15 protein-coding genes are annotated in these 20058 nt (G+C 62.9%); 6 read left to right on the top strand and 9 right to left on the bottom strand.

Annotation, left to right across the window (positions count from 1 at the left end; all coding sequences use genetic code 11):
* Positions 1-147 precede the first annotated feature (147 nt).
* From F455_RS0101290 to F455_RS0101280, 3 genes are all read left to right on the top strand, one after another.
* A complete protein-coding gene (locus F455_RS0101290) occupies positions 148-717 on the top strand; it encodes an RNA polymerase sigma factor (RefSeq protein WP_051084141.1) in 570 nt (189 codons plus the stop codon).
* 183 nt (positions 718-900) lie between these two features.
* Positions 901-1368 carry a hypothetical protein gene (locus tag F455_RS0101285; RefSeq protein WP_018971444.1) on the top strand — a complete coding sequence of 156 codons (468 nt, stop codon included), beginning with the start codon at positions 901-903 and terminating at the stop codon, positions 1366-1368.
* A 31-nt stretch (positions 1369-1399) separates the two neighbouring features.
* Positions 1400-2341 carry a DUF4097 family beta strand repeat-containing protein gene (locus F455_RS0101280; RefSeq protein ID WP_169337272.1) on the top strand — a complete coding sequence of 314 codons (942 nt, stop codon included), beginning with the start codon at positions 1400-1402 and terminating at the stop codon, positions 2339-2341.
* 20 nt (positions 2342-2361) lie between these two features.
* Here F455_RS0101280 and F455_RS19325 read toward each other — a convergent pair whose 3' ends face one another.
* From F455_RS19325 to F455_RS0101255, 5 genes are all read right to left on the bottom strand, one after another.
* The gene (locus F455_RS19325) at positions 2362-3690 is read right to left on the bottom strand and encodes a tetratricopeptide repeat-containing sulfotransferase family protein (RefSeq protein ID WP_018971442.1); all 1329 of its coding nucleotides are present in this window, start codon (positions 3688-3690) and stop codon (positions 2362-2364) included.
* A gap of 7 nt (positions 3691-3697) precedes the next feature.
* Entirely contained in the window at positions 3698-4531 is an 834-nt protein-coding gene (locus tag F455_RS0101270) for a sulfotransferase domain-containing protein (protein WP_018971441.1), read from the bottom strand.
* A 150-nt stretch (positions 4532-4681) separates the two neighbouring features.
* Positions 4682-6289, bottom strand: a complete 1608-nt coding sequence (locus tag F455_RS0101265; protein ID WP_026292949.1) for a tetratricopeptide repeat-containing sulfotransferase family protein — start codon at positions 6287-6289, stop codon at positions 4682-4684.
* Positions 6290-6323: 34 nt separating this feature from the next.
* A complete protein-coding gene (locus F455_RS0101260; protein WP_018971439.1) occupies positions 6324-6914 on the bottom strand; it encodes a 2OG-Fe(II) oxygenase in 591 nt (196 codons plus the stop codon).
* Positions 6904-8769: a sulfotransferase gene (locus F455_RS0101255; protein ID WP_018971438.1), complete on the bottom strand. Its 1866-nt coding sequence runs from the start codon at positions 8767-8769 to the stop codon at positions 6904-6906. The genes F455_RS0101260 and F455_RS0101255 overlap by 11 nt, the downstream gene beginning before the upstream one ends.
* Before the next feature lie 67 nt (positions 8770-8836).
* Between F455_RS0101255 and F455_RS0101250 the strand changes: the two genes are divergently transcribed.
* Positions 8837-9643 carry a YkgJ family cysteine cluster protein gene (locus F455_RS0101250; RefSeq protein ID WP_018971437.1) on the top strand — a complete coding sequence of 269 codons (807 nt, stop codon included), beginning with the start codon at positions 8837-8839 and terminating at the stop codon, positions 9641-9643.
* A 510-nt stretch (positions 9644-10153) separates the two neighbouring features.
* Here the strand turns inward: F455_RS0101250 and F455_RS22330 are convergent.
* From F455_RS22330 to F455_RS21710, 4 genes are all read right to left on the bottom strand, one after another.
* Positions 10154-10543, bottom strand: a complete 390-nt coding sequence (locus F455_RS22330; protein WP_169337271.1) for a glutaredoxin family protein — start codon at positions 10541-10543, stop codon at positions 10154-10156.
* 176 nt (positions 10544-10719) lie between these two features.
* Positions 10720-13578, bottom strand: a complete 2859-nt coding sequence (locus F455_RS0101245) for a TonB-dependent receptor plug domain-containing protein (protein WP_018971436.1) — start codon at positions 13576-13578, stop codon at positions 10720-10722.
* Positions 13579-13840: 262 nt separating this feature from the next.
* Positions 13841-16618, bottom strand: a complete 2778-nt coding sequence (locus tag F455_RS0101240) for a TonB-dependent receptor plug domain-containing protein (RefSeq protein WP_018971435.1) — start codon at positions 16616-16618, stop codon at positions 13841-13843.
* Between the two features lie 309 nt (positions 16619-16927).
* Positions 16928-17968, bottom strand: a complete 1041-nt coding sequence (locus F455_RS21710) for a hypothetical protein (RefSeq protein WP_018971434.1) — start codon at positions 17966-17968, stop codon at positions 16928-16930.
* A 245-nt stretch (positions 17969-18213) separates the two neighbouring features.
* Between F455_RS21710 and mtgA the strand changes: the two genes are divergently transcribed.
* Together mtgA and F455_RS0101225 are read left to right on the top strand one after the other, a co-directional pair.
* A complete protein-coding gene (gene mtgA / locus F455_RS0101230; protein WP_018971433.1) occupies positions 18214-18933 on the top strand; it encodes a monofunctional biosynthetic peptidoglycan transglycosylase in 720 nt (239 codons plus the stop codon).
* Between the two features lie 89 nt (positions 18934-19022).
* Complete coding sequence (locus tag F455_RS0101225; RefSeq protein WP_018971432.1) at positions 19023-20012, top strand: glycosyltransferase family 2 protein; 990 nt, start codon at positions 19023-19025, stop codon at positions 20010-20012.
* The last annotated feature ends 46 nt before the right edge of the window (positions 20013-20058 follow it).

Genomic DNA, 20058 nt, shown 5'->3' with positions numbered 1-20058 from the left:
TGTTCCGGAATGGCGGCTCGAGGCAGGGCTCGTCCGCTTCGCGGCTTGCTCGGCGCCCCATGGCGAAGGACTCGAAAGGCGCCGCCATCTAAACCATACTGGCGTCCCACGCATCCAAGCTGACAAATGGATGGCGCCGTTCTCAGCATGCAGGCAACCCCTTTGGATACCGGCTCGCAAGCACGCCCGGATCGCAGTGACGATCATGCGCTGGTGCGTGCCTCGCTCGCAGGCGATGCGCGCGCGTTCGAGCAGCTCTACCGCAGCCACGCCGGCCGTGTGCACGGCGTGATCCTGCGCCTGGTCGGCATGGATCGCGCGCGCGCCGAGGAGCTGACCCAGGAAGCGTTCATCCAGGCCTGGCGCAAGCTGTCGAGTTTCCGCTTCGACGCGGCGTTTTCGACCTGGCTGCACCGGCTCGGCGTAAATATCGCGTTGATGGAACTGCGCGGCCGGCGCGACGAGATCAACGTGGACGACGCCGTGATCGAACTGGCCGCGGGCGGCGAAGTGCCGTTCTGCGCTGGCGAACGCGGCGACCTCGAGCGGGCGGTGTCGAAACTGCCGCCGCGTGCGCGGGCGGTGCTCGTGTTGCACGATGTCGAAGGCTGGAAGCACGAAGAGATCGCCAAGGAATTGGGCATGGCGGTCGGGTCGTCGAAGGCGCAGCTGCACCGTGCGCGCGGCCTGTTGCGGACTACACTTGAAGCGGCTTGAGTCATGCCTACTGAGAGACTCAGCCAAAGCCGGAGTTTTCTGCGGGCCAAGGAGGGCCCGCCGCGAATCAAGCACGGCTTGATTCGTCGTAGGCGAGTCCGAACTTGCTTCGGACTCGCCGCGGGCTGCCAACCCCTGGATGGGGTTGTGCAGACCTGCCTATACGATGCAGCGAGGTGAACGATGGACAATGAATTCCAGTGGCGCAACCAGATGCGCAAGCTCAACGAGGCGGTCGAGCCGGCGCGTGACCTGTGGCCCGACATCGCCGCGCGCATCGCGCAGCCGGCGGCTATGGCGCCGCGGCGGCAATGGCGCCGCCCTGCGTTCGCGCTCGCGGCCAGTCTGGTGCTCGCCGTCGGTGCCGTATTCACCGCATCGCAGCTGCGCCGTCAGGATTCCGCTCCGACGACGGTAGCCGTCGACGGCCCGCGCAGCGCAGCCGCTGGCGCCGCAGCGCTGACCGCGCTCGACTGGGCCAAGCCGGCCGATCCCAAGCTCGCCGCGGCGGCTCAGGATCTCGACAAGGCCAGCGCCGATCTGCAGGCCGCGCTCGAGGCGCGCCCGGACGCGGTGTTCCTGGTCAGCATGCTCAACCGCACCAATGCGCAGCGCATGCGTCTCGTGCGTCAGGCGGCGATTTCGGGTTAGTCCGGAAAATACGAAACAGAGGGCGATGGACATGACGAAAGTATACAAAATCACAACCGGCATCCTGCTTGCGCTCGCTGCCGCGATGCCGGCCCTGGCTGTCGACGAGACGATCGTGGCGGACGGCGGCGCGGCGAAGACGCTGGATCGCAGCTTTGCGCTGGCCGCCGACGGCCTGATCGACGTGAGCAACGTGAGCGGCAGCGTCACGATCAGCGGAGGCGCCGCAAATGAGGTCAAGCTCGGCGGCAGTCTCGGCGCCGGTTCCAAGCTTGTCATCGAAGGCGACGCCCGGCGTCTGGAGCTGCACGTCGAGGCGGAGAAGGGCGGCTGGCTCGGCGGTCACGGCCCGACGAACGACACCAGCCTCGTCCTCAACGTCCCGCACGCCGCCTCGGTCAAGCTCGACGTGGTCAGTGCCGACGGCAAGGTCGAGAACATCGACGGCAAGTCGATCGAGGTCGACAACGTCAGCGGCAACGTGCGCGTCGACGGCGCCGCACGCAATGTCGAGATCGACAGCGTCAGCGGCGGCGTGACCCTGCAGGTCACGCGTGCGGGTGCGACCGAGCGTGCCCACTTGCAGAGCGTCAGCGGCGACATCAAGGCAAACGGCGCGGACGGGCGTGTCAAGCTCGAAACCGTTTCGGGCACGCTGACCTTCGCCGCGCCGACGGTAACCGAGCTCGGCGCGGAATCCGTGTCGGGCACGATCGATATCTCCGCCGCGCCGGCCAAAGGTGCACGCATCCGCGCCGAAACGATGAGCGGCAACCTGCGTCTGCGTCTGGGCGCCGATCTCGCCGCGCGCATTCATGCGGAAACCTTCAGCGGCAGCCTGAAGAGCGACTGGGGCAAGATCGTCAAAGCCGAATTCGGTCCCGGCACCACGCTTGACGTCGACGGCGGCGATGCCGGCACGCGCGTCGACGCGCAGTCGTTCAGCGGCAACGTCGAGCTGCGCAAGCAGTAGCGCGACGCCGAACCGAGCTGCTAGGCGGGCTCCGGGAACAAGGCGGTCAGCTCGGGCAGATACGGCGCGTAGCCGCGCCAGCGTTCGACCGCGTGCGTATAGACCGGTTGGCGCACCTGCCAGACGCTGGCGGTGGTGATGCTCTGCGCGTTGTTGTCCGCGACTTCGTTGTCTTTGCGCGTGGGCAGGTCAAGGAATTCGTCCAGCCTGTGCCGTTGTGCCTGCGGCTCGGCGACGAAGCGCTCGTAGTCGACATCGAGGATGGCCAGCGGCAGGCGCGCACGCCAATGCGTCATCAGCGCATCGCAGCCCTTGCCGACCTCGGCGATCGCGGCGAAGTCGTAGGCGAAGCCGAGGTCCTCATGGGCGAAATGCTGCATCCAGATCGACAGCGCCGTATCGCGCGCACTGCGCCGGCAATGCACGATCTTCGCGTTCGGAAAGCACGCGGCGATGAAATCGAGATAGCGGAAGTTGAGCGGGTTCTTGTCGAGATAAAATCGCGCGGGCGCATCGTCGCGGCGCATCTGCGCGCGGATCACGCCGGCGATCGCAGCCAGTGCCTGCGGGTTGCGCAGTTGTCCTTGTTCGCGCAGCAGCGCATGCAAGGCCGGAATCCAGTTGAGTTCGCCACGATCGCGCACTTCAGTGCGGCGTGCGAGCGTGCTCGCGACCAATGTCGTGCCGCTGCGCGGCATGCCGACGACGAAGATCGGTGTGAAAGTCGGATCCGGCGGCAACGTTGGCAGCGCCGGCGCGTTCAATTGCGCGTCGACGAAACGCTGCCATGTTTCGATGTGCCAGTTCGCTGTGCGGCGCGCGCGCGCATTCGCCTGCGTCAGTACCTGTGCGGCTTGCCTACAGTCGCCGAGATCGTCGAGCGCCTTGCCCAGGGCAAAGCCGGCGCAGATGCGCGCGGCCTCGTCGAGACCCGGATCGGACCAGCCGCCGCGGAAGCGCTGCACGTCGGCATCGTCCTCGACGAAGCGGCGGCAATAAGCCAGACGCAGCCACGCGGCACCCTGCTTCGGGTCGAGATCGATCGCTTCGCGCAGCGCCACGGCGGCCTCGTCGAAGTGACCGAGGGCAAGCGCGATTTCGCCCGCTTCCGCGGCGATGCGCGCGTCATGCGGCCAGCGCGTGCGCGCATCGCGCGCGACCGGAAACGCGCGCTGATGCGCGCCGCATTCCTTGAGAAACTCGATCGTGGCGAGCGCGCCTGCGCGGTCGTTGCGCACTTGCTGCCACAGCGCGATGACGGCGTCGGCGGCAGCCTCGATGCGGCCGTCCTCGCGCAGTCGCTGCGCCTGCGCCCATGTGGCTTCGCGATTCGTCGGCGCTGCGGCCATCACGATCTCAATGACCGCCCGGCACGTAGCCGAAGCGCTGCATCTGTTCGCGATGCGCTTTGATGATGCGTGCGACCTGCTCGCGGCTGAGTTTCTCGCGCCACTGGTTGCTGCGCCCGGCGCGGAAGAAACGTTTGCCCTTGATCGGCACCTCGACGAAGCCGTCGCGTTTCTCCATTTCGGCGAGCGCACGGAAATCGGAATGGCGGATTGCGCGCTCGATGCGCGCGCGATCCTCGGTTCCGACCATGCGTGCAACCTTGCCGAACCATTTCGCCGGTTTCTCGAGCAGATCTTCGTAGCGCAAGATCAAAATGCGCTCGCTCTCCATATCGGCCCAGCTCTTCACGTGCTGCGACCAGGAGCCGAGGAATTCGGTCACGAACATTTCGCTGTTCTCTGTCGCCGAATTCTCGTTGTTGAGATAGTCGATCGCCGCATCCTGGTCGATGCCGAAGTGGTGCGACATGCTGATCGCGACATCGAGCGGATTGCGTACGACATAGATCGAGCCGGCGCTCACCTGCGGCGTCAACAGGGGCACGCCGTCAATCGCGCCAGCCATACTGTGCGTCTTCACGAACACGGTCTTCGTCGCCGCTGCCGCGATCGCGGCGTGCACCTGCGGGCGCAACGCGCACAGCTCGGCGAAGTCCAGTTCCGTGCTCGGCCGCCCCGCGATGCGCGAATACAGTTCGGGCTCGGCTTCGAGCCGGCCGTAGCTCGGCAACTCGGCGAGCGGCACTGGCGCAGGGCGATTTGCGATGAGATTGGCGAGAAACGCACGCAGCCACGTATTGCCGGACTTCGGATAAGAAGCGAGCCAGACGATATTTCCCATTGCACCTGCCTCAAAATCTACTGCGCTCGGCAGCTTGCGCGCCGGTCGTGCTCGAAATCCTCATGTACTCGACTGTACACTCCGGTTCCTGCGCGCGCCCGGCACGCAATCTGCCTTCGCTCGCTACGATTTTGAGGCAGGTGCACGTCGTCATGGGTCGGAATCATATCTTGGCAAGCCGAGCTCGATGCGCAGTGGATCGAGCAGCGCGCCGTAGCGCGGTGCGCGCGCGGTGTCGCGGCGCAGCGGCTCGCGCACCTGCATGGCGCTCGGCGTGTGCACGTCGCGTTCGGTCTTGTGGAAGTCGAGGCAGGCAGCTTCGAACGGCAAGTTGCAAAATGCGAGCAGATCGCGAATCGTCGCTTCGGGGTCGTTCACCAACCTTTCGTAGCTGTTCTCGTAGACGTTTGCCGGATGCAGTTCGCGCCAGCGTTTCACCGCGCGGTCGAAGTCACGCCAGTACGCGGCGAGATCAGCGAAGGTGCGCGTGTATTCGTTGTTCGCGAGGCGTTGCCGGTAGCAGGAGAAGCAGGCTTCGAGCGGGTCGCGTCGGCCGACGATGATGCGTGCGCCTGGCAGCATCGCGCGGATCGCGCCGATGTAGAGCCAGTTGCTCGGCAGCTTGTCGGTGAAGCACGGTCGCTCGACGCGCCACTTCGCCGTGCGCTCGAGGTAGCGCTGTCCGAGGCGTTGCCAATCCTGCGGTTTCAGTGCGTGGATGAATTGCGGGAAGGGCAGGCCCGTGCGTTGCGATTCTTCGCCGAGCACGAGCGGCAGGTCGGCCAACTCGCCGCCGCCGCCGACGCGGGAATGCGAGGCGAGCACCTGCTCGACCAGGGTCGAGCCCGAGCGCGGCAGGCTGACGATGAAAATCACCTCGTTGCCAAGAGCTTCCATACCATTCGCAGGAGGCGGTGTGAAAGCCTCGAGAACGGCGCCGACGTGCGCGCTGTAAGCTTGCGCGTCCCAGCGTCGGCGCGTGCGCACGCGCGCGTTGGCCTGAGCGATGGCGGCGAGGGAATCGGCATACTCGCCACGGTCTTCCAGCGCTTTCGCCAGCGCGAAGCCCATGGCGAGGAGGTCCTCCTCGCTGGCGCCCGGATGCTTCATTGCCTTGCGCAGGCGCGCGAGGTCGTCATCGGAAAAACGCAGCGTCTTGATGTCGGCCATGCCCCACCAGGCGGCGCCTGCGTGCGGCTGCCGCGCTAGCGCCGCCCGATACTCCGCCATGGCATCGTCGATGCGGCCTTCGGCGCGGAACATGTCGCCGAGGATCGCATGGGCGCTGATCGCGAGTTCGGGCGAAAGCGCCAGGGCGCGGCGCAGCGCCGCGGCCGATTCGTCGACGCGCATGCTGCGCATCAGGACGAGGCCGAGGTTGTACCAGGCGCTGGTCAGGCGTGGATCGAGTTCGCAGGCACGCCGCAGAACGGCGATCGCATCGTCATAGCGATTTGCTTCGACCAGCGCGGCGCCGAGCGTGTTCAGATACAAGGCATCGTCGGGACGCTGGGCGACGGCGTTTTGCAGGGTCGAGATTGCGGCGGCGAAATCGCCCTGCAGGCTCTGCACGCCTGCGAGCAGGCGCAGAACTTCCGGGTGAGTGGGGTACAAGGCAAGCAATCCGATGATCTGTTGGTCGGCCTCGGCGGCGCGGCCCAGGTCGAGCGCGTGCGCAGCCGCGGTCACCGAGCGGATGGCCTGCGCTGACAAGCCTTGCAGGCGTGAACCGGACGGCCCGGAAGTAGTGGGTTTCATCGAAAATTCGTTACAAGCAGGAGGACGTGGGACATCAAAACAGCATGTAGGTCGAGACGATGTACTTGTCGTTCGAGACCGGCGCGAAGCCGACATGCTGGAACATCCAGTACGGAGGAAACATCAATAGCCGGCCAGCGCGCGCTTGAACCTTGATGCCGAGGTCGGGAAAACCGGTTTCGCCGCCTTCCGTCACATCGTTCAGATACCAGAGGAAAACCATGTAGCGATTCATGTGCGCATCGCCGGCATCGAAGTGCGGCTGGAACTGGTCGCGCGCCGCGCTGCTGTAGCGTTTGATGCGCAGGTCTTCCAGCTTCGGACGATTCGGCACCGGCAGCGTCATCGGCAGGCTTGCATTGTAGCGCGCAAGATATTCGTCGATCCTCGCGTAGAAGAAGCCCATGAAGGCAGTGTCGACGTGCGGCTGGATGTTGAGCTCGGTCCATGCGCTGGCATCGAGCGCGGGCTGGTGGCCGCGGCCGTTCGGCGCCTGATGCGTGGTCATCTGTTCGAACGCCGTGATCATCTGCGTGCAGAACTCCGGCGGCAACGCGGCGTCGAACCACTGCACGTAGCTGCGCAGGTCCGCGAGCGGCAGAGCGGGGCGAGGATCAGCTGTCATAGCCGAATCGCTGCAGCATCGGTTGCAAGATCGGCAGGACGGGCTCGAAGTAGCGCTGGTAGCGCCGCCAACGATCCACTGCCTTCTTGTTCGGTGGCTCGATCACCTGGTTGTAGCTCGGCGTCGAAATGAAGCCCTTGTCACGCGCGTGCTGGTCGAAGCGCGCCAGCGGCGCCGCATCGTCGAGGCCGAGGAAATCACCGATGCGCTTGACGTTGCCGGGGAAGTCGTCGAGCAAGTCCTCATACCGCGACTGGATGAGGTTGGGTTTGAACAACGTGGCGTGATGCAGCCAGAAATCGAATGCGGTGATGTAACCCTGGGCGAGACGTTCCAGGCTCGAGCAAAGCACGGCGAACATGTTCGAGTTGAAATACTGCATGTAGTTCGACAGGATCACGTCGCAGGGATGGCGCAGCGCGAGAATGATCGGCGCCTGCGGAAACAGTCGATGGATCAGCGGCAGGCGCAGCATGTTCAGCGGGTTCTTGTCGACCAGGCGCTGGCCTTCGCGGCGCGGCGCGACCTTCGCGGTGAGGCTCCAGTAGAGCTGGCGCAGCTCCTCGCTTTGGGCCGCGTCGAGCTTGCCGAGATCGTAGGGATAGACCAGGCCGAACCGGCTCATGCGTTCGACCAGGATCTGCAGGAACGCGCGTTCGTCCATCGCCTGCAATAGCGGATGCGCATCGAGCATCTGCTCGAGCATGGTCGTGCCCGAACGCGGGAAGCCGACGATGAATATCGGTGACTCGCGCATCGATGGTGCCGGCAGCTCCGGCCACGCGGCGAACGCTTCGGCGCTGATCCATTTCGTCGCCGTGTGCAGCGGCTGCGCTGCCGGCTCGAGCAGCTGCGGCAGCGAAGTGCGCACGAGGTCGATCTGCAACGCATGCGCCTGTTCGAGTGCGCGCATCACGGCATCGACGTCGCCCTGTTTGTCGCAAGCCTTGGCCAGGGAAAAATACAGGTTGTCCTGCAGCCACAGATCGGCCTCGCGCGAGTCGCTGCGCGAGCGCAGGCGTTGCTGCCCGGCGATCATGGCCTCGACCACGGCGCGCGCCTGCGCCGGGTCCTTTTCGCGCAGCGCGAGCATCGTGCGCGCGGTGATCGTTTCCTGGCTCAGCGCAGGATCAGCGATCGCTTCCGGTGGCGGCAGGCGCGCGAGCATCGCGCGCGCCTCGTCGAGTTGGTTGATCCGCTCGAACATCATCGCCAGATGCGCGATCGCGCGCAGGTTGTGTGGATTGTCGGTGAGTAGGCGCTCGAAGATCAGCCTGCCTTGGTTGGAATCGCCGAACTGGGTCATGAGGATCGCCAGTTCCAGCGCCAGGTCATCGGGCAGATCGGTCCATGTCCGCCATGGTTCGATCAGGCGTTCGGCGATGTTGCGATCGTCGAGGGCGAAGCACATCTGCGCCGCGTAGATGCGCGCGTCGGGCGATTCCGGTTCGAGCGCGTGCGCATCGAGGAAACAATCGCGCGCCTGCGGATAGATGCCGCGCTGCAGGTAGAGGAAGCCCAGGTCCATCAGCGCCGTGTAGTAGCGCGGATCGAGTTCGATCGCGCGCCGATAGGCATCCTCGGCTTCGCGCATCTGCCCCGCGCTGCGCAGCGCGGTGCCGAGATTGCTCCAGTGCAACGCCGAGCGCGGCTGCAGTCGCGTCAGTTGGCTGAACGGCCCGACCGCCTCGGTCCAGCGCTCTTGCTCGCGCAGGCACAGGCCGAGCAGGATCAGCCCATCCGGGTCGGTCGGCGACTGCCGCAGGAAATCGCGAGTCAGGCGCTCGGCATCTTGTGGCCGCCCGCGGCTCAGGGCGTCATTGATGGCATTGATGGGTAGCGCGGCAGTGGACATGCGAAGAATGACGTTCGATGCGGACTGCGGCCGAATCCGCAGCGGCGTATTGTGACGCAGAAGGCGGATGCTTTCACGCGCAGCCGATGCCAAGCTTCTTGCTCGCGGCTATGATCGCGCCGGCGGCGACAGCCACCCGATTCCGGGGAACATCATGCAAGACGGATTTTCCATTCCATCCCTAGGCGATCCCGAGTCGCTGCGCCTCGCTGCGGAGATGACGCGCATCGCCAAGGACATGGCTGCCTGCGAGGAGGTCGACAGGTTCGCGGCGACGGGTTGGTTGCCGGATCGCTTCTTCGACCAACTCGATGCGTTCCATGCGCTCTACGACAGTTACATCAGGCACAACATCGGCGCGAGCCGGCTGCGCATACAGTGCCAGGCGGGTTGTGCGCGCTGCTGCCGGCAGGCGGTGCACGGCGTGTATTCATTCGAGATCATCAGTCTCTATCGGCAATTGCGCACACGGCCCGACTATCCAGGCATCCACGATGCATTCCTGCGCCAGGCGAACGAATTCCAGGCGCTCGCCGCGGAAGCGGGCGAGGGTGGTGCTGCTGCAGCCGATGTCCTGACGCAGGCGCTACGCGCCTACGCCGCAAAAGGCCACGGTTGTCCACTGCTGAAGGGAAGTCAGTGCGGTGTCTACGAACATCGCCCGGTGTCGTGCCGCATGTATCACAGCCTGACCGACCCGGTCCTCTGCGTCACGCCGCTCGGTCATACCTTCAATCTGGAACCACCTGCGGAGGTCGCCGAGATCCTTGCCGGGCTGAGCGACCGCTTGGCGTTTCCGTATTCGGAGTTTCTCGCGCAGGGGTTGGTCGTATTCGCGGTGCAAAGGCAATTCAGGCCCTGGGGCCCTGGCTGAAGCACTGGTCGGTTCACCGCTTGCGCAAAAAAAACCGCGCAGGGTGAGCCGCGTGGGTTTCAAAGCAGAATTTCAAATCGCAGACCAAATGATTTGAATATAAAGGTGCACGCAAAGATCTTTTGTTTGGATCATCCTTAGCAATATCGGCACAAGAAAAAAGCCACGCTGGATAAGCGTGGCTTTTGCAAGCTCAATTGAGCAATAAAACTTTCAAAAGAACTGATTGGTCTGAGCGTTTATCTTCCACCACCGTTGCAAAGTTTTATGCATGCATTGTACCCGGCTAAGCAGTCAGCCCCGTTATAGGCCCGGCATGTGTTATATGCTTGCACGCATTGATCTGTACACGAGACGTCCGCTTTTGCGACAGAAATTCCAGATCCAATTCCTGCGCAAAATAATGCCAATGATGCAACTGCCCAAAATTTTGCTTTCATGAGGGTCTCTCCATAGAGGTGGCGGTCGCATAACCAATATTGCAAGCTGGACCGCGGCGCTTACAAAAGATTAATTTTTGCTGGATACACTGGATTTCAGCGAAGCTAAAGCTTCATAAATGGCTTGCTTCTGTAGGCCGCGAATCTCTCTGTTGCCGATGTATAGGAGGGGGACTGCTCCACCTCCGCGCTTTTCAAAGAGGCCCTCCGCTTCTTTGGATACATCAGTGACGTAATCTTTGTAATTGATATTTCGCGCATCTAGCAATGCCCTCGCCTCTTTGCAGTAAGGGCACGTCGAAGTGCTAAACATCACTACTTCGCTATTGGCTTGAGAATGAAGCGCGTTAAAATCGCCGATCCGAAATGCTGGCTCTGGGAACAGTTGATGATAGGTGCGGACTGCAATAGGTGCGCTATAAAGGCCGACAATAAAGAATAATATCGGCAGAAGCAGCATTCCGACAGTTCTCATTACGCGCATGCTTGTTTTTTTGACTTAGAAATATGCGTCGAAAACTACGCTTAAATAATAAATCATGTCAAGTAAATAATTGTGTTAAGTAGTTAAATGAAGCGCAAAAAAAAACCGCGCGGGGTGAGCCGCGCGGTTTGCAAGTGTTCCTGAAGACGAGCTTAGAACTTGACCGTGATCTTGCCCCAGAAGTAGCGGCCGATCGTGTCGTAGGTGCTCGTGTCGGTGTTCGCGTTGATCACGTTGTTCTGGTAGAAGATCGGCGGCTGCTTGTCGCCGACGTTATCGATGCCGACCTGCACCATCGTGTTGAGCGGCTCGATGTTGTAGCCGAACGAGATGTTGTGGTACAGCATCGAACCGTACTTGAACGGCGAACCGATATACGCATCTCCAGTCTTGCCGCAGCTGCCATCCGCACTCAGCGGCCCGTTCGTGCAGCCGTCGACGGTAGCCGAACTGCCGCCGAAGTTCGGCGTGGCGAAGCCGACCGCGATACGGCCGATGTAGCGCATCTGCCACGAGGCCGAGAACGAACCCCAGTTCCAGTCCAGCGAGGTGAGGCCGCGCCAGCGGGCGAAGTTGCCGTAGGTCTTGTCGAAATGACCCGCGTAGCCCGTGGTGATGTCACCCTGGGTAATGTTGTAGGACTGGATGTAGGTGGCCTTCGCCTCGACGCGGAAGTTGCCGAACGAGGTTTCCGGCAGACGATATGCTGCGCCGATGTCGACGCCCTTCGTTTCCAGCGTGCCCGAGTTGAACGGCGCTTCGTAGATGAAGCGGATGAGGCCGCCAGCGGTGCGCGTCACCAGCGAGCAGGTCGGGCCGACCGGGGTCGTACCGCCCTGATAGCACTTGTTGAGAATCGTCTGTGCCGTGCCGGTGCCGGCCACGATCAGGTTGTTGAGCACGATGCGGTAGTAGTCGGCATTGATCGACAGGCCCGGGAGCCAGCTCGGATCGTAGACGAAGCCGTAGTCGTAGGACTTGCCGTTCTCCGGCAGCAGCTGCGAATTCGTGCCGAAGTTCTGGTTGGCGTACTGCGAACCGACGACGATGCCGGAGACCTGACAGGTGCCGGTGGACGCGCAGTTCGGGTTCAGCGGGTCGACTGCGGTCGGCGAATCGCTGGACGGACCACCGTAAAGGTTGGTGACGGTCGGTGCGCGGAACACCTTCGACACGGTGGCACGGACGAGCAGGTCCTCGATCGGCTTGTACTCAAGCGCGATCTTCCAGTTGCTGGTGCTGCCGAACAGGTTGTACTTCGAATAACGATCGCCGAGGTCGAGATTCAGGGAGTGCACGAACGGTGCGTCCTTGAGGATCGGCACGAGCAACTCGGCGTAGGCTTCCTTGACGTTGTAGCCACCCTGGGTCGGCGAGCTGCAGATCGATTGCGGACCCGAGCACGTCAAGTCGGTGGGGTTGATCAGGACCGCCGAGTCGACCACGTTGTTGATGTACTGCTTGGAATACGATACGCCACCGGCGACCTGGACATCACCGGCCGGCAGGCTAAACACCGATCCGCTGACGCCGGCCTGGGCCTGCTTGTACTGGTAGTTCAGGTGCGAGGAGGTGGTCAGCTTGGCGCTGTTGAGCAGCGCGATCGTGTTCGGATCGTAAATGTTGAAGATATTGATCGGATCGCAGGCCAGCGAGGTGCAGTTGAAATTGGACGCCAGCTTCGAGTAGTTGATGTAGTTGGCGTTCGAACGCAGCTGGGTGAGCTTGCCGTAGGTGAAGTCGCCGAACCAAGTCCAGGTCGTGTCGGCAAAGCTGCCCTTCAGGCCGATCGTGGCCAGATCGTGCGTGGTCGAGAAGTGGGTCTGACGATTGCCGAGGCTCGACAGACGCGTACGCAGCTCATTACCCGTTGCGTTGAATGCGGGCACGCTGAACTCGATGCCGAACGGGTTGTAGTACTGGTTCGTCGGGATGACCATGCCGTCGGTGCCGGTATCGAGCGGCACCGGCGCGATTTGCTGCGCGGAAACGGTCTTGTTGTGGAAGACTTCCATGAAGGCTTCGACGTTGTCGGTCAGCTTGTAGTTGCCGAGGGCGAACAGGCCGGTACGCTCGGACGGTGTCTGGTCGTAGTTGCCGACCGCCTGGAAGTTGAACGCATCGATGCTCGACTTGTAGCAGCGGTAATCGCTGGTTGAGGTGCCTTGCGTGCCGGGCAGACGGGTGACCGAAGAGCAGCCCAGCGCGGTACGCAGCGGATTGCCCGTGGGCAGGTTGATGCGGCCGTTCGGCGTGCGGCTCGAACCGCCGTGAACCACGTAGCCCGTGCTGTACTTGTACAGCGCGTCGTGCGAGTAGGCGCGGTTGGCCGCCGACACCGGATCGGACTTGTTGTAGTTGATGCCGAGGATGATGCTGCCCTTGTCGGTCGACTGGCCGAACATGGCGTGATAGGCGCGGCGCGAACCGTCGTCATGATCGGTGATGCCGTAGTCGGCACCGACTTCGGCGCCCTGATAGTTGGTGCGCGTGATGATGTTGACCACGCCGGCGACCGCGTCGGAACCGTAGACGGCCGAAGAACCGTCGCTCAGCACTTCGATGCGCTCGACCGCGGAGGTCGGGATGATGTTCAAGTCTTGCAACTGGGTCGGGATGCGATGACCGTTGATCAGCAGCAGCGAACGGTTGGAACCGAGGCCGCGCAGCGAGATCGTCGACGCACCGGTACCGCCGCCGTTGTTGACGTTCGGGTTGGTGGCATTACCGGCGATCGACGGCAGCTGCTGGACCAGGTCGCCGAGCGTGAGCTTGCCGGACTTTTCGATCGCGGCGTGGTCGATGGTGAGAACCGGGTTGGCGGTTTCCATGTCGACGCGGCGGATGTTCGAACCGGTAACGACGATGGTTTCGAGGTTCTGGCTCTTCTTGTCGCCAGTGTCGGCGTTCTGCGCTTGGGCAGTCGTGGCGATGCCTGCGGTGGCCACCGCGCCCATCGTGAGGGCGAGGCGTACCGAGGAGGATAGCTTGTTGATTTCGTTGAGTTTCATACACTCTCCAACGTCAGGGTTGATCTTTCGGGACAAAATAAATTTCTCCCCGTCCTGGGGAAAAAGCACACACGAACACGCCTACGCGCAATTTCGATAACACCGGATACTAGCAACAAATCCTTAACAAGGAAACATTCAAGGCGCAGACGGGACTCCCGTTCGGTTTCGATTCAGAGATGTATCGGCCTGTGCACACGCGCAAAAAAAAGCCCGCGCGTCCGTTGCCGGACACGCGGGCCGATGCTGCAGCAGATGTTTCTTAGAACTTGACGGTCACGCGACCCCAGTAGTAGCGGCCAATCGTGTCGTAGGTGTTGACGTCGGTGTTGGCGTTGGTCACCGCCTGATAGAAGAACGGCGGCTGCTTGTCGCCGACGTTGTCGACGCCCACGTCGATGCGGGTCTTGAGCGCCGACAGGTTGTAGCCGACCGACAGGTCATGACGCACCCAGGAACCGACATGGTAGTCGCCGAGCGCGAAGACGTGCACGCGGCTCTGGTAACGCTGACGCCACGAAGCCGAGAAATCGCCCATCGACCAGTCGATGCTGCCGAGCGCGCGCCAACGGGCGAAGTTGCCGTACTGAGAGTTGTAGCCGCCGGCGACATGGGTGACGACCGCCGAGCCCGTGCCCGTCGGAACGGTGTTGTCGTACTTGTTGTAGTACGTGGCCTGCAGGCCGAAACGGAAGTTGCCGTACGGTGTTTCCTGCAGACGGTAGCTCGCACCGAAGTCGGCGCCCGCGGCATCGAGGCGACCGAGGTTGGTGTAGGCGACGCCGGAAATGCTGTCGATCTGGCCCGAGGAGAAGTTGATGAACTTGCAGAATGGGTTGCTCTTGTCGGCGAAGCAGAAGTTGGCGATGGTCTGGCCGGTCGGACGCACGATCAGGTCGGTCAGGTAAACGCGCCACAGGTCGGCGCTGACGCTCAGGCCTTCGATCCAGTGCGGGTCGTAGACGAAGCCATAGTCGAAGGTCGAGCCGACTTCCGGCTTGATCGGCTGGCCGGCCACGTTGGCGCCGGAGAACAGCACCTGCACCTGGTTGCCGTTGGACGAGCCGAAGCCCGCGCCCGGCGACACGTAGTTGTCGTACGAGCTCTGCAGGGCGGCCGAGGTCTCGGTTAGGTTCGGTGCACGGAACACCTTGGAGACGGTACCGCGCAACAGCAGGTCTTCGAGCGGCTTGTACTCGATCGCCGCCTTCCAGTTATTGGTGCTGCCGAAGCTCGAATACTTTGAGTAACGGTCGCCGAGGATCAGGTTCAGGCTGTTCGCGAACGGCGCGTCCTTGAGGATCGGCACGAGCACTTCGGCATAGGCTTCCTTGACGTCGTAGTTGCCGCTGAACGGCGAGGTACACGTTTCTGGAATACCGCCGCAACGACCGCCGTTGTGCGGGTCGGCCACGGTGGCCTGGTCGGCGTCGTTCTCGACGTACTGCTTGCGGTAGCTCAGGCCCGCGGCCATGCTGACGTTGCCGGCCGGAAGCGCGAACAGATCGCCGTTGGCGCTGACGTTGGCTTGGCGCTGGATCTGCAGCGCGTGGTAGTGCAGGGTGCTGCCGTAGTACTTCTGCAGCAGCGTCGCCGTGTTCGGATCGCTCTGATCGAGGATGTCGAGGCAGGTGGTGTTGCTCAGGCCGGCACTGACCGGCGTGCAGTTCGCACCGAGCGCGCCCGACTGCGTGATCGCCGCGGCATTGAGGTAACCGGAGCGCGTGCGGTTGGCGCTGAACTTGCCGAAGCCGATGTTCGCGTCCCACTGCCAACCGGTATCGAGCAGGTTGCCGCCGAGACCGGCCGTGACCTGATTGTTTTCCGTGTTGTAGGCCTGGTGACGCGGGCCGAGCGCGACGAGACGCAGCGAAGCGTTTTGCGCGCTCTTGGTGCCGATGTCGATGCCGAACGGGTTGTACGGGTTCTTCGAGGAAATCAGCAAGCCCGTGCTGAACAGGCTGACAGGTACCGAAGCGATCTGGAACGCCGAATCGGTCTTGTTGTACAGCAGGTTCATGTAGGCTTCGACCGAATCGGTCAGCTTGTACGAGCCCTTGACGAACGCGTTGGTGCGCTCGGACGGGGTCGAAATCAGGTTGATAGCGGCGAAGTTGTAGAGGTCGCCGAGGCCGGCGGAGCTGCCGCCCTGGAAGCAGCGGAACCCCTTCGGAATGCCGTTGCCGCCTGGCGCGTTCGGATCGAGCGTGCCGCCCGGAACGCCGCCACCTTCGGCGACGTTCGGACAGCCGGCAAATGCGGGGGCGCGGATGAAGCCGGTCGGCGCCGACGTGGAGCCGGTGAAGCCGACGACACCGGTGACGGCGTTGCGCGTGTACGAGTAGCGGCTGTAGTCGCGCAGGCCGGCGAGAATCTGGTCTTGCTTGTTGTAGTCGATGCCGGCCGTGACGCTGCCGCGCTCGCCGGTTTGGCCGATGGTCAGGTTGAAGCCTTTGCGCTGGCCGTCGTCGCGGTCGGAGATGCCGTACTGGCCGCTGACTTCCACGCCCTGATAGTTCTTGCGCGTGATGATGTTGACCACGCCGCCGATTGCGTCGGAGCCATAGATCGCCGAGGCGCCGTCGGTCAGCACTTCGATGCGCTCGATCATATTGGCCGGTATGGCGTTGACGTCCGCGGTGGTGCCCCCGATCTGCAGGCGACGGCCGTCGATGAGGACGAGGGATCGCACAGAACCGAGGCCGCGCAGCGACACGTTGGCCTGGCCGTCACCGCCGCCATTGTTGACGTTGGTGTTGTTGGCATTGCCCGCGATCGCAGGCAGGTCCTGCACGATGTCGCCAAGGGTGGTCTTGCCCGATTTCGAAATCGCGGCGCGGTCGATCGTGATGACCGGGTTCGCCGTTTCCATGTCGACGCGGCGGATGTTCGAGCCGGTGACGACGATGGTCTCGAGGCTATGGCTCTTCTTCTCGCCGGAATCGGCATTCTGCGCGGCGGCGGTGCCGACTGCGGCTACGGCGCCGATCGCGAGGCCAAAACGGACGGCCGAGACCAGCTTATTGGTGTTGTAATTCATATATCTACGCTCCCCAACGGGTGAAGTGAAAATTCATCGAAATAGCACCCTGCCGGAAGACTTCCGGGACTGGAACCAAGGCAGGGGCATACGAATTTAAGATGTTAGCAACAAATATTTAACAGTGGAACAAATTTTCTTTCATTTACTTACACTCGCGCATAAATTGTGGAGACCATCACGACACGATGGATGGGCGAAAAGGGTGGTTGGCGGCGACGCTATCGCTTAGGCCGGCAATGAGCGCGGCCGCTTAGAGGCGATGCGAGGAAAGCTGCGTCGGGCGTCGCCAGCGGGCGGCGACAGGGATCAGAGATCCTGGTGGTACTGCACGTAAGGCACGCGCGCCTGGCTCGATTCGATTTCGCGCGAGACGGGGCCGTTGTTGAGATAGGGCAGGTTGCCGGAAGACCACAGGTTTTGCGTGCCGAAGCGGAACATGCCGCTCCAGGGCGTGCGCCAGGAGATGCCGAGGTCGACTCCGGTCAGGCGCGAACTGGCTGCACTGGTGCCGAGCGCATCTGTCGGGCTGAGCACATGACCGGTCACATCGCCACCGAACGAGCCGTATTGCACGCCGAAACTGACCGCGGCCAGGTTGAGGCTGGTCAGCGGCGTGGTCGTGCCGGGGACAGAGAGCTGGATACGGCCGAGGCTGGCGCCGAAGTTGAGCGACTGCTCATCGGCGAGGCGGAAGCGGCCAAGCGCATTGACCTGCGAGCTTTGCGCGTCCAGCAGCGAATAGCCGGACAGGCCGAGCGGCGACAACGGGCTGCCCAAACCGGCAAGTCCGTAGCTGGGGGCGCTGTAGGCACTGGCCGTATTGTCGTGGTGCAGCCAAGCCATGTCGTAGCTTAGGCCGAGCTCGATGCTGTCGGACGGGAACCAGGCCGAGCCGAGGCGGAAGTCACCGCCGCGCGCCAACGCGCTGGGACCCAGGCACGGAGTCGCAGATGCGCAGCCTGCGGCGAGCGGCGCCTGCAGTGCGGAGCGACTCAGGCTGACTTGCGCATTGGCATTGTTGCCGATGCGCATCAGCAGACCGCCGGAGACGAGGTTGGTGACGTCGATCAGCCGCCATTCGCTCGCACCACCGATCTGCGGCGACTTGGGCAGGGTAGGGTTGTGATTGCTGCCGGCCGAAACCAAGGTCAGGATGCGGCCGTCGGGGGTGCTCCAGAGCGGAACGGCACGCGCATCCGATCCGCCGAGCAGGCTGCTCGAGCCGAGCATTTGTTCAAGCAGTTGCGGCGCGGGCTGCGGCGACTGGAGATGCGCAGGCGCAGGCGACTGCGCGACGCCGGCGAGCGGCATCGAAGCAGTCAGCATCAGGGCGAGCAGTTTGCGCATGAAATCCGGCTACCGGTTCCGGTGGTTAAAGAGTATTCACTTCCAGCTTTAGTTCCCTGCCGCAGTTGGCAAAACCACATGTTCGGCAGCCACCCGATGCTATCTCATTTATGAAAACCTAACAATCATTTTCCGCCATTTGTGCCAAATGAATCACATTCCATTGCGTGCGGGCAATCGCAGCCGTGGCAAACTCGCGCGCTGGCGGCCGGTTTCTTAAGCTGCCACCCTGAATTCTTGCCCGCATGAAGCTTCCCTTACGCCCGCAATCGCGACGGCGACGCTGGCCGCGCCGCCTGGCGGTGATTGCACTTGCGATGCTGGCGTTGACCTGGCTGCCGGTGCTGATCCTGCGTTTCGCCTCGCCGTCGACCTCTGCGTTCATGGTCGAACGCCGCATCCAGGCTTGGCGTGACGGAGAGAGTGGCTTCGCTTTGAAGCAGCGCTTCGTGCCGCTGACGCAGATGTCGCCGGAACTGCCGATCGCGCTCGTCGCGGCGGAAGACCAGAAGTTTCCGCTGCACCACGGCTTCGACCTGCAAGCGATCGGCGAGGCGATGGACGATGCAGACGAGGGCGCGCGCTTGCGCGGCGCGAGCACGATCTCGCAACAGACCGCGAAGAACCTGTTCCTGTGGAACGGGCGCAGTTTGGTGCGCAAAGGGTTGGAGGCACATTTTACCGTGCTGATCGAGCTGACTTGGCCGAAGGCGCGCATCCTCGAGGTCTACGCGAACATCGCCGAATTCGGCGACGGCATCTACGGCGCCGAGGCGGCAGCGCGGCAATTTTTCGGCAAGCCCGCGCGCGACCTGAGCGTTCGCGAATCTGCTCTGCTTGCCGCGAGCCTGCCCAACCCGGTGAAACTGCACGTCGACGCGCCGTCGGCCTACATGCTGCGCCGCGCGGCCTGGATCGAGCGACAGGTGCGCCAGCTTGGCGGCCCGGCCTACCTCGCCCGCTAGGTGCTGGACGCGGCGCATGCCGCGGTGTCGATCGTCACGCGCTTCGGCTAGCATTCGATCATCCGGTTCAGTCTGCGCGATTTCCCTGCATGGCCAAGCTCAGCGTCGTCGTCCCCGCGTACAACGAAGGCGAAAGCCTGCGCGAGTTCCATGCGCGGCTCGCCGCCGTGTTCGACAAGCTCGACATGCAGTGTGAGGTGCTCTATGTCGACGACGGCAGCCGCGACGACACCTATGCGGTGATGAGCAGCCTGCGCGAAGCCGATGCGCGTGTGGCCACGCTCAAGCTCGCGCGCAACTTCGGCAAGGAACTCGCGCTGACCGCCGGACTCGACGCGGCCGATTCGGACGCCGTCGTCGTCATCGATGCCGACCTGCAGGATCCGCCCGAACTGATACCGAAATTCATCGGACTGTGGCGCGAAGGTTACGATGTCGTCTACGGCACGCGCTCCACGCGCGCGGGCGAGACGCCGCTGAAAAAATTCACCTCGGCCGCGTTCTATCGGGTCATGGAAAGGCTCAGCGCCACGCCGGTGCCGCGCGACACCGGCGACTTCCGCCTCATGAGTCGGCGTGCACTCGAAGCGCTCAAGCGCCTGCGCGAACGCCAGCGCTTCATGAAGGGCCTGTTCACCTGGATCGGCTACAAGCAGAAGTCGATCGTCTACGAGCGCGATGCGCGCTTTGCCGGCGAAAGCAAGTTCAATTACTGGCGCCTGTGGAATTTTGCGCTCGAGGGCATCACCTCGTTCTCGACTGCGCCACTGAAGCTGGCGACATACGTGGGCCTCGGCACGGCGGCGCTGGCTTTTGTCTACGCGGTGTGGGTGTTCGGCAAGGCGCTGCTGCTCGGCGATGCGGTGCAGGGCTATCCCACGCTGATGCTCGTGATCCTGTTTCTCGGCGGCGTGCAACTGATGGCTCTAGGCATGATCGGCGAATACCTCGGGCGCATGTACATCGAAACGAAGCAGCGGCCGCTGTATTTGATCGACGAGTTGGCTCCCGCATCACAATCGGAGAGCGCATCGGTTGGAGATGCACGGCGCCATTCCGCTCCCGAAAGCGTAAACTAGATTCAAGCGGAACGAAGAGCTATTCCATTGCTGAAGGAGTACTCCG

The organism is Rudaea cellulosilytica DSM 22992, assembly GCF_000378125.1.
Lineage (GTDB): Bacteria > Pseudomonadota > Gammaproteobacteria > Xanthomonadales > Rhodanobacteraceae > Rudaea > Rudaea cellulosilytica.
The sequence above is the reverse complement of the archived record's forward strand: the minus strand, read 5'-3'. Positions and strand labels throughout refer to the sequence as shown.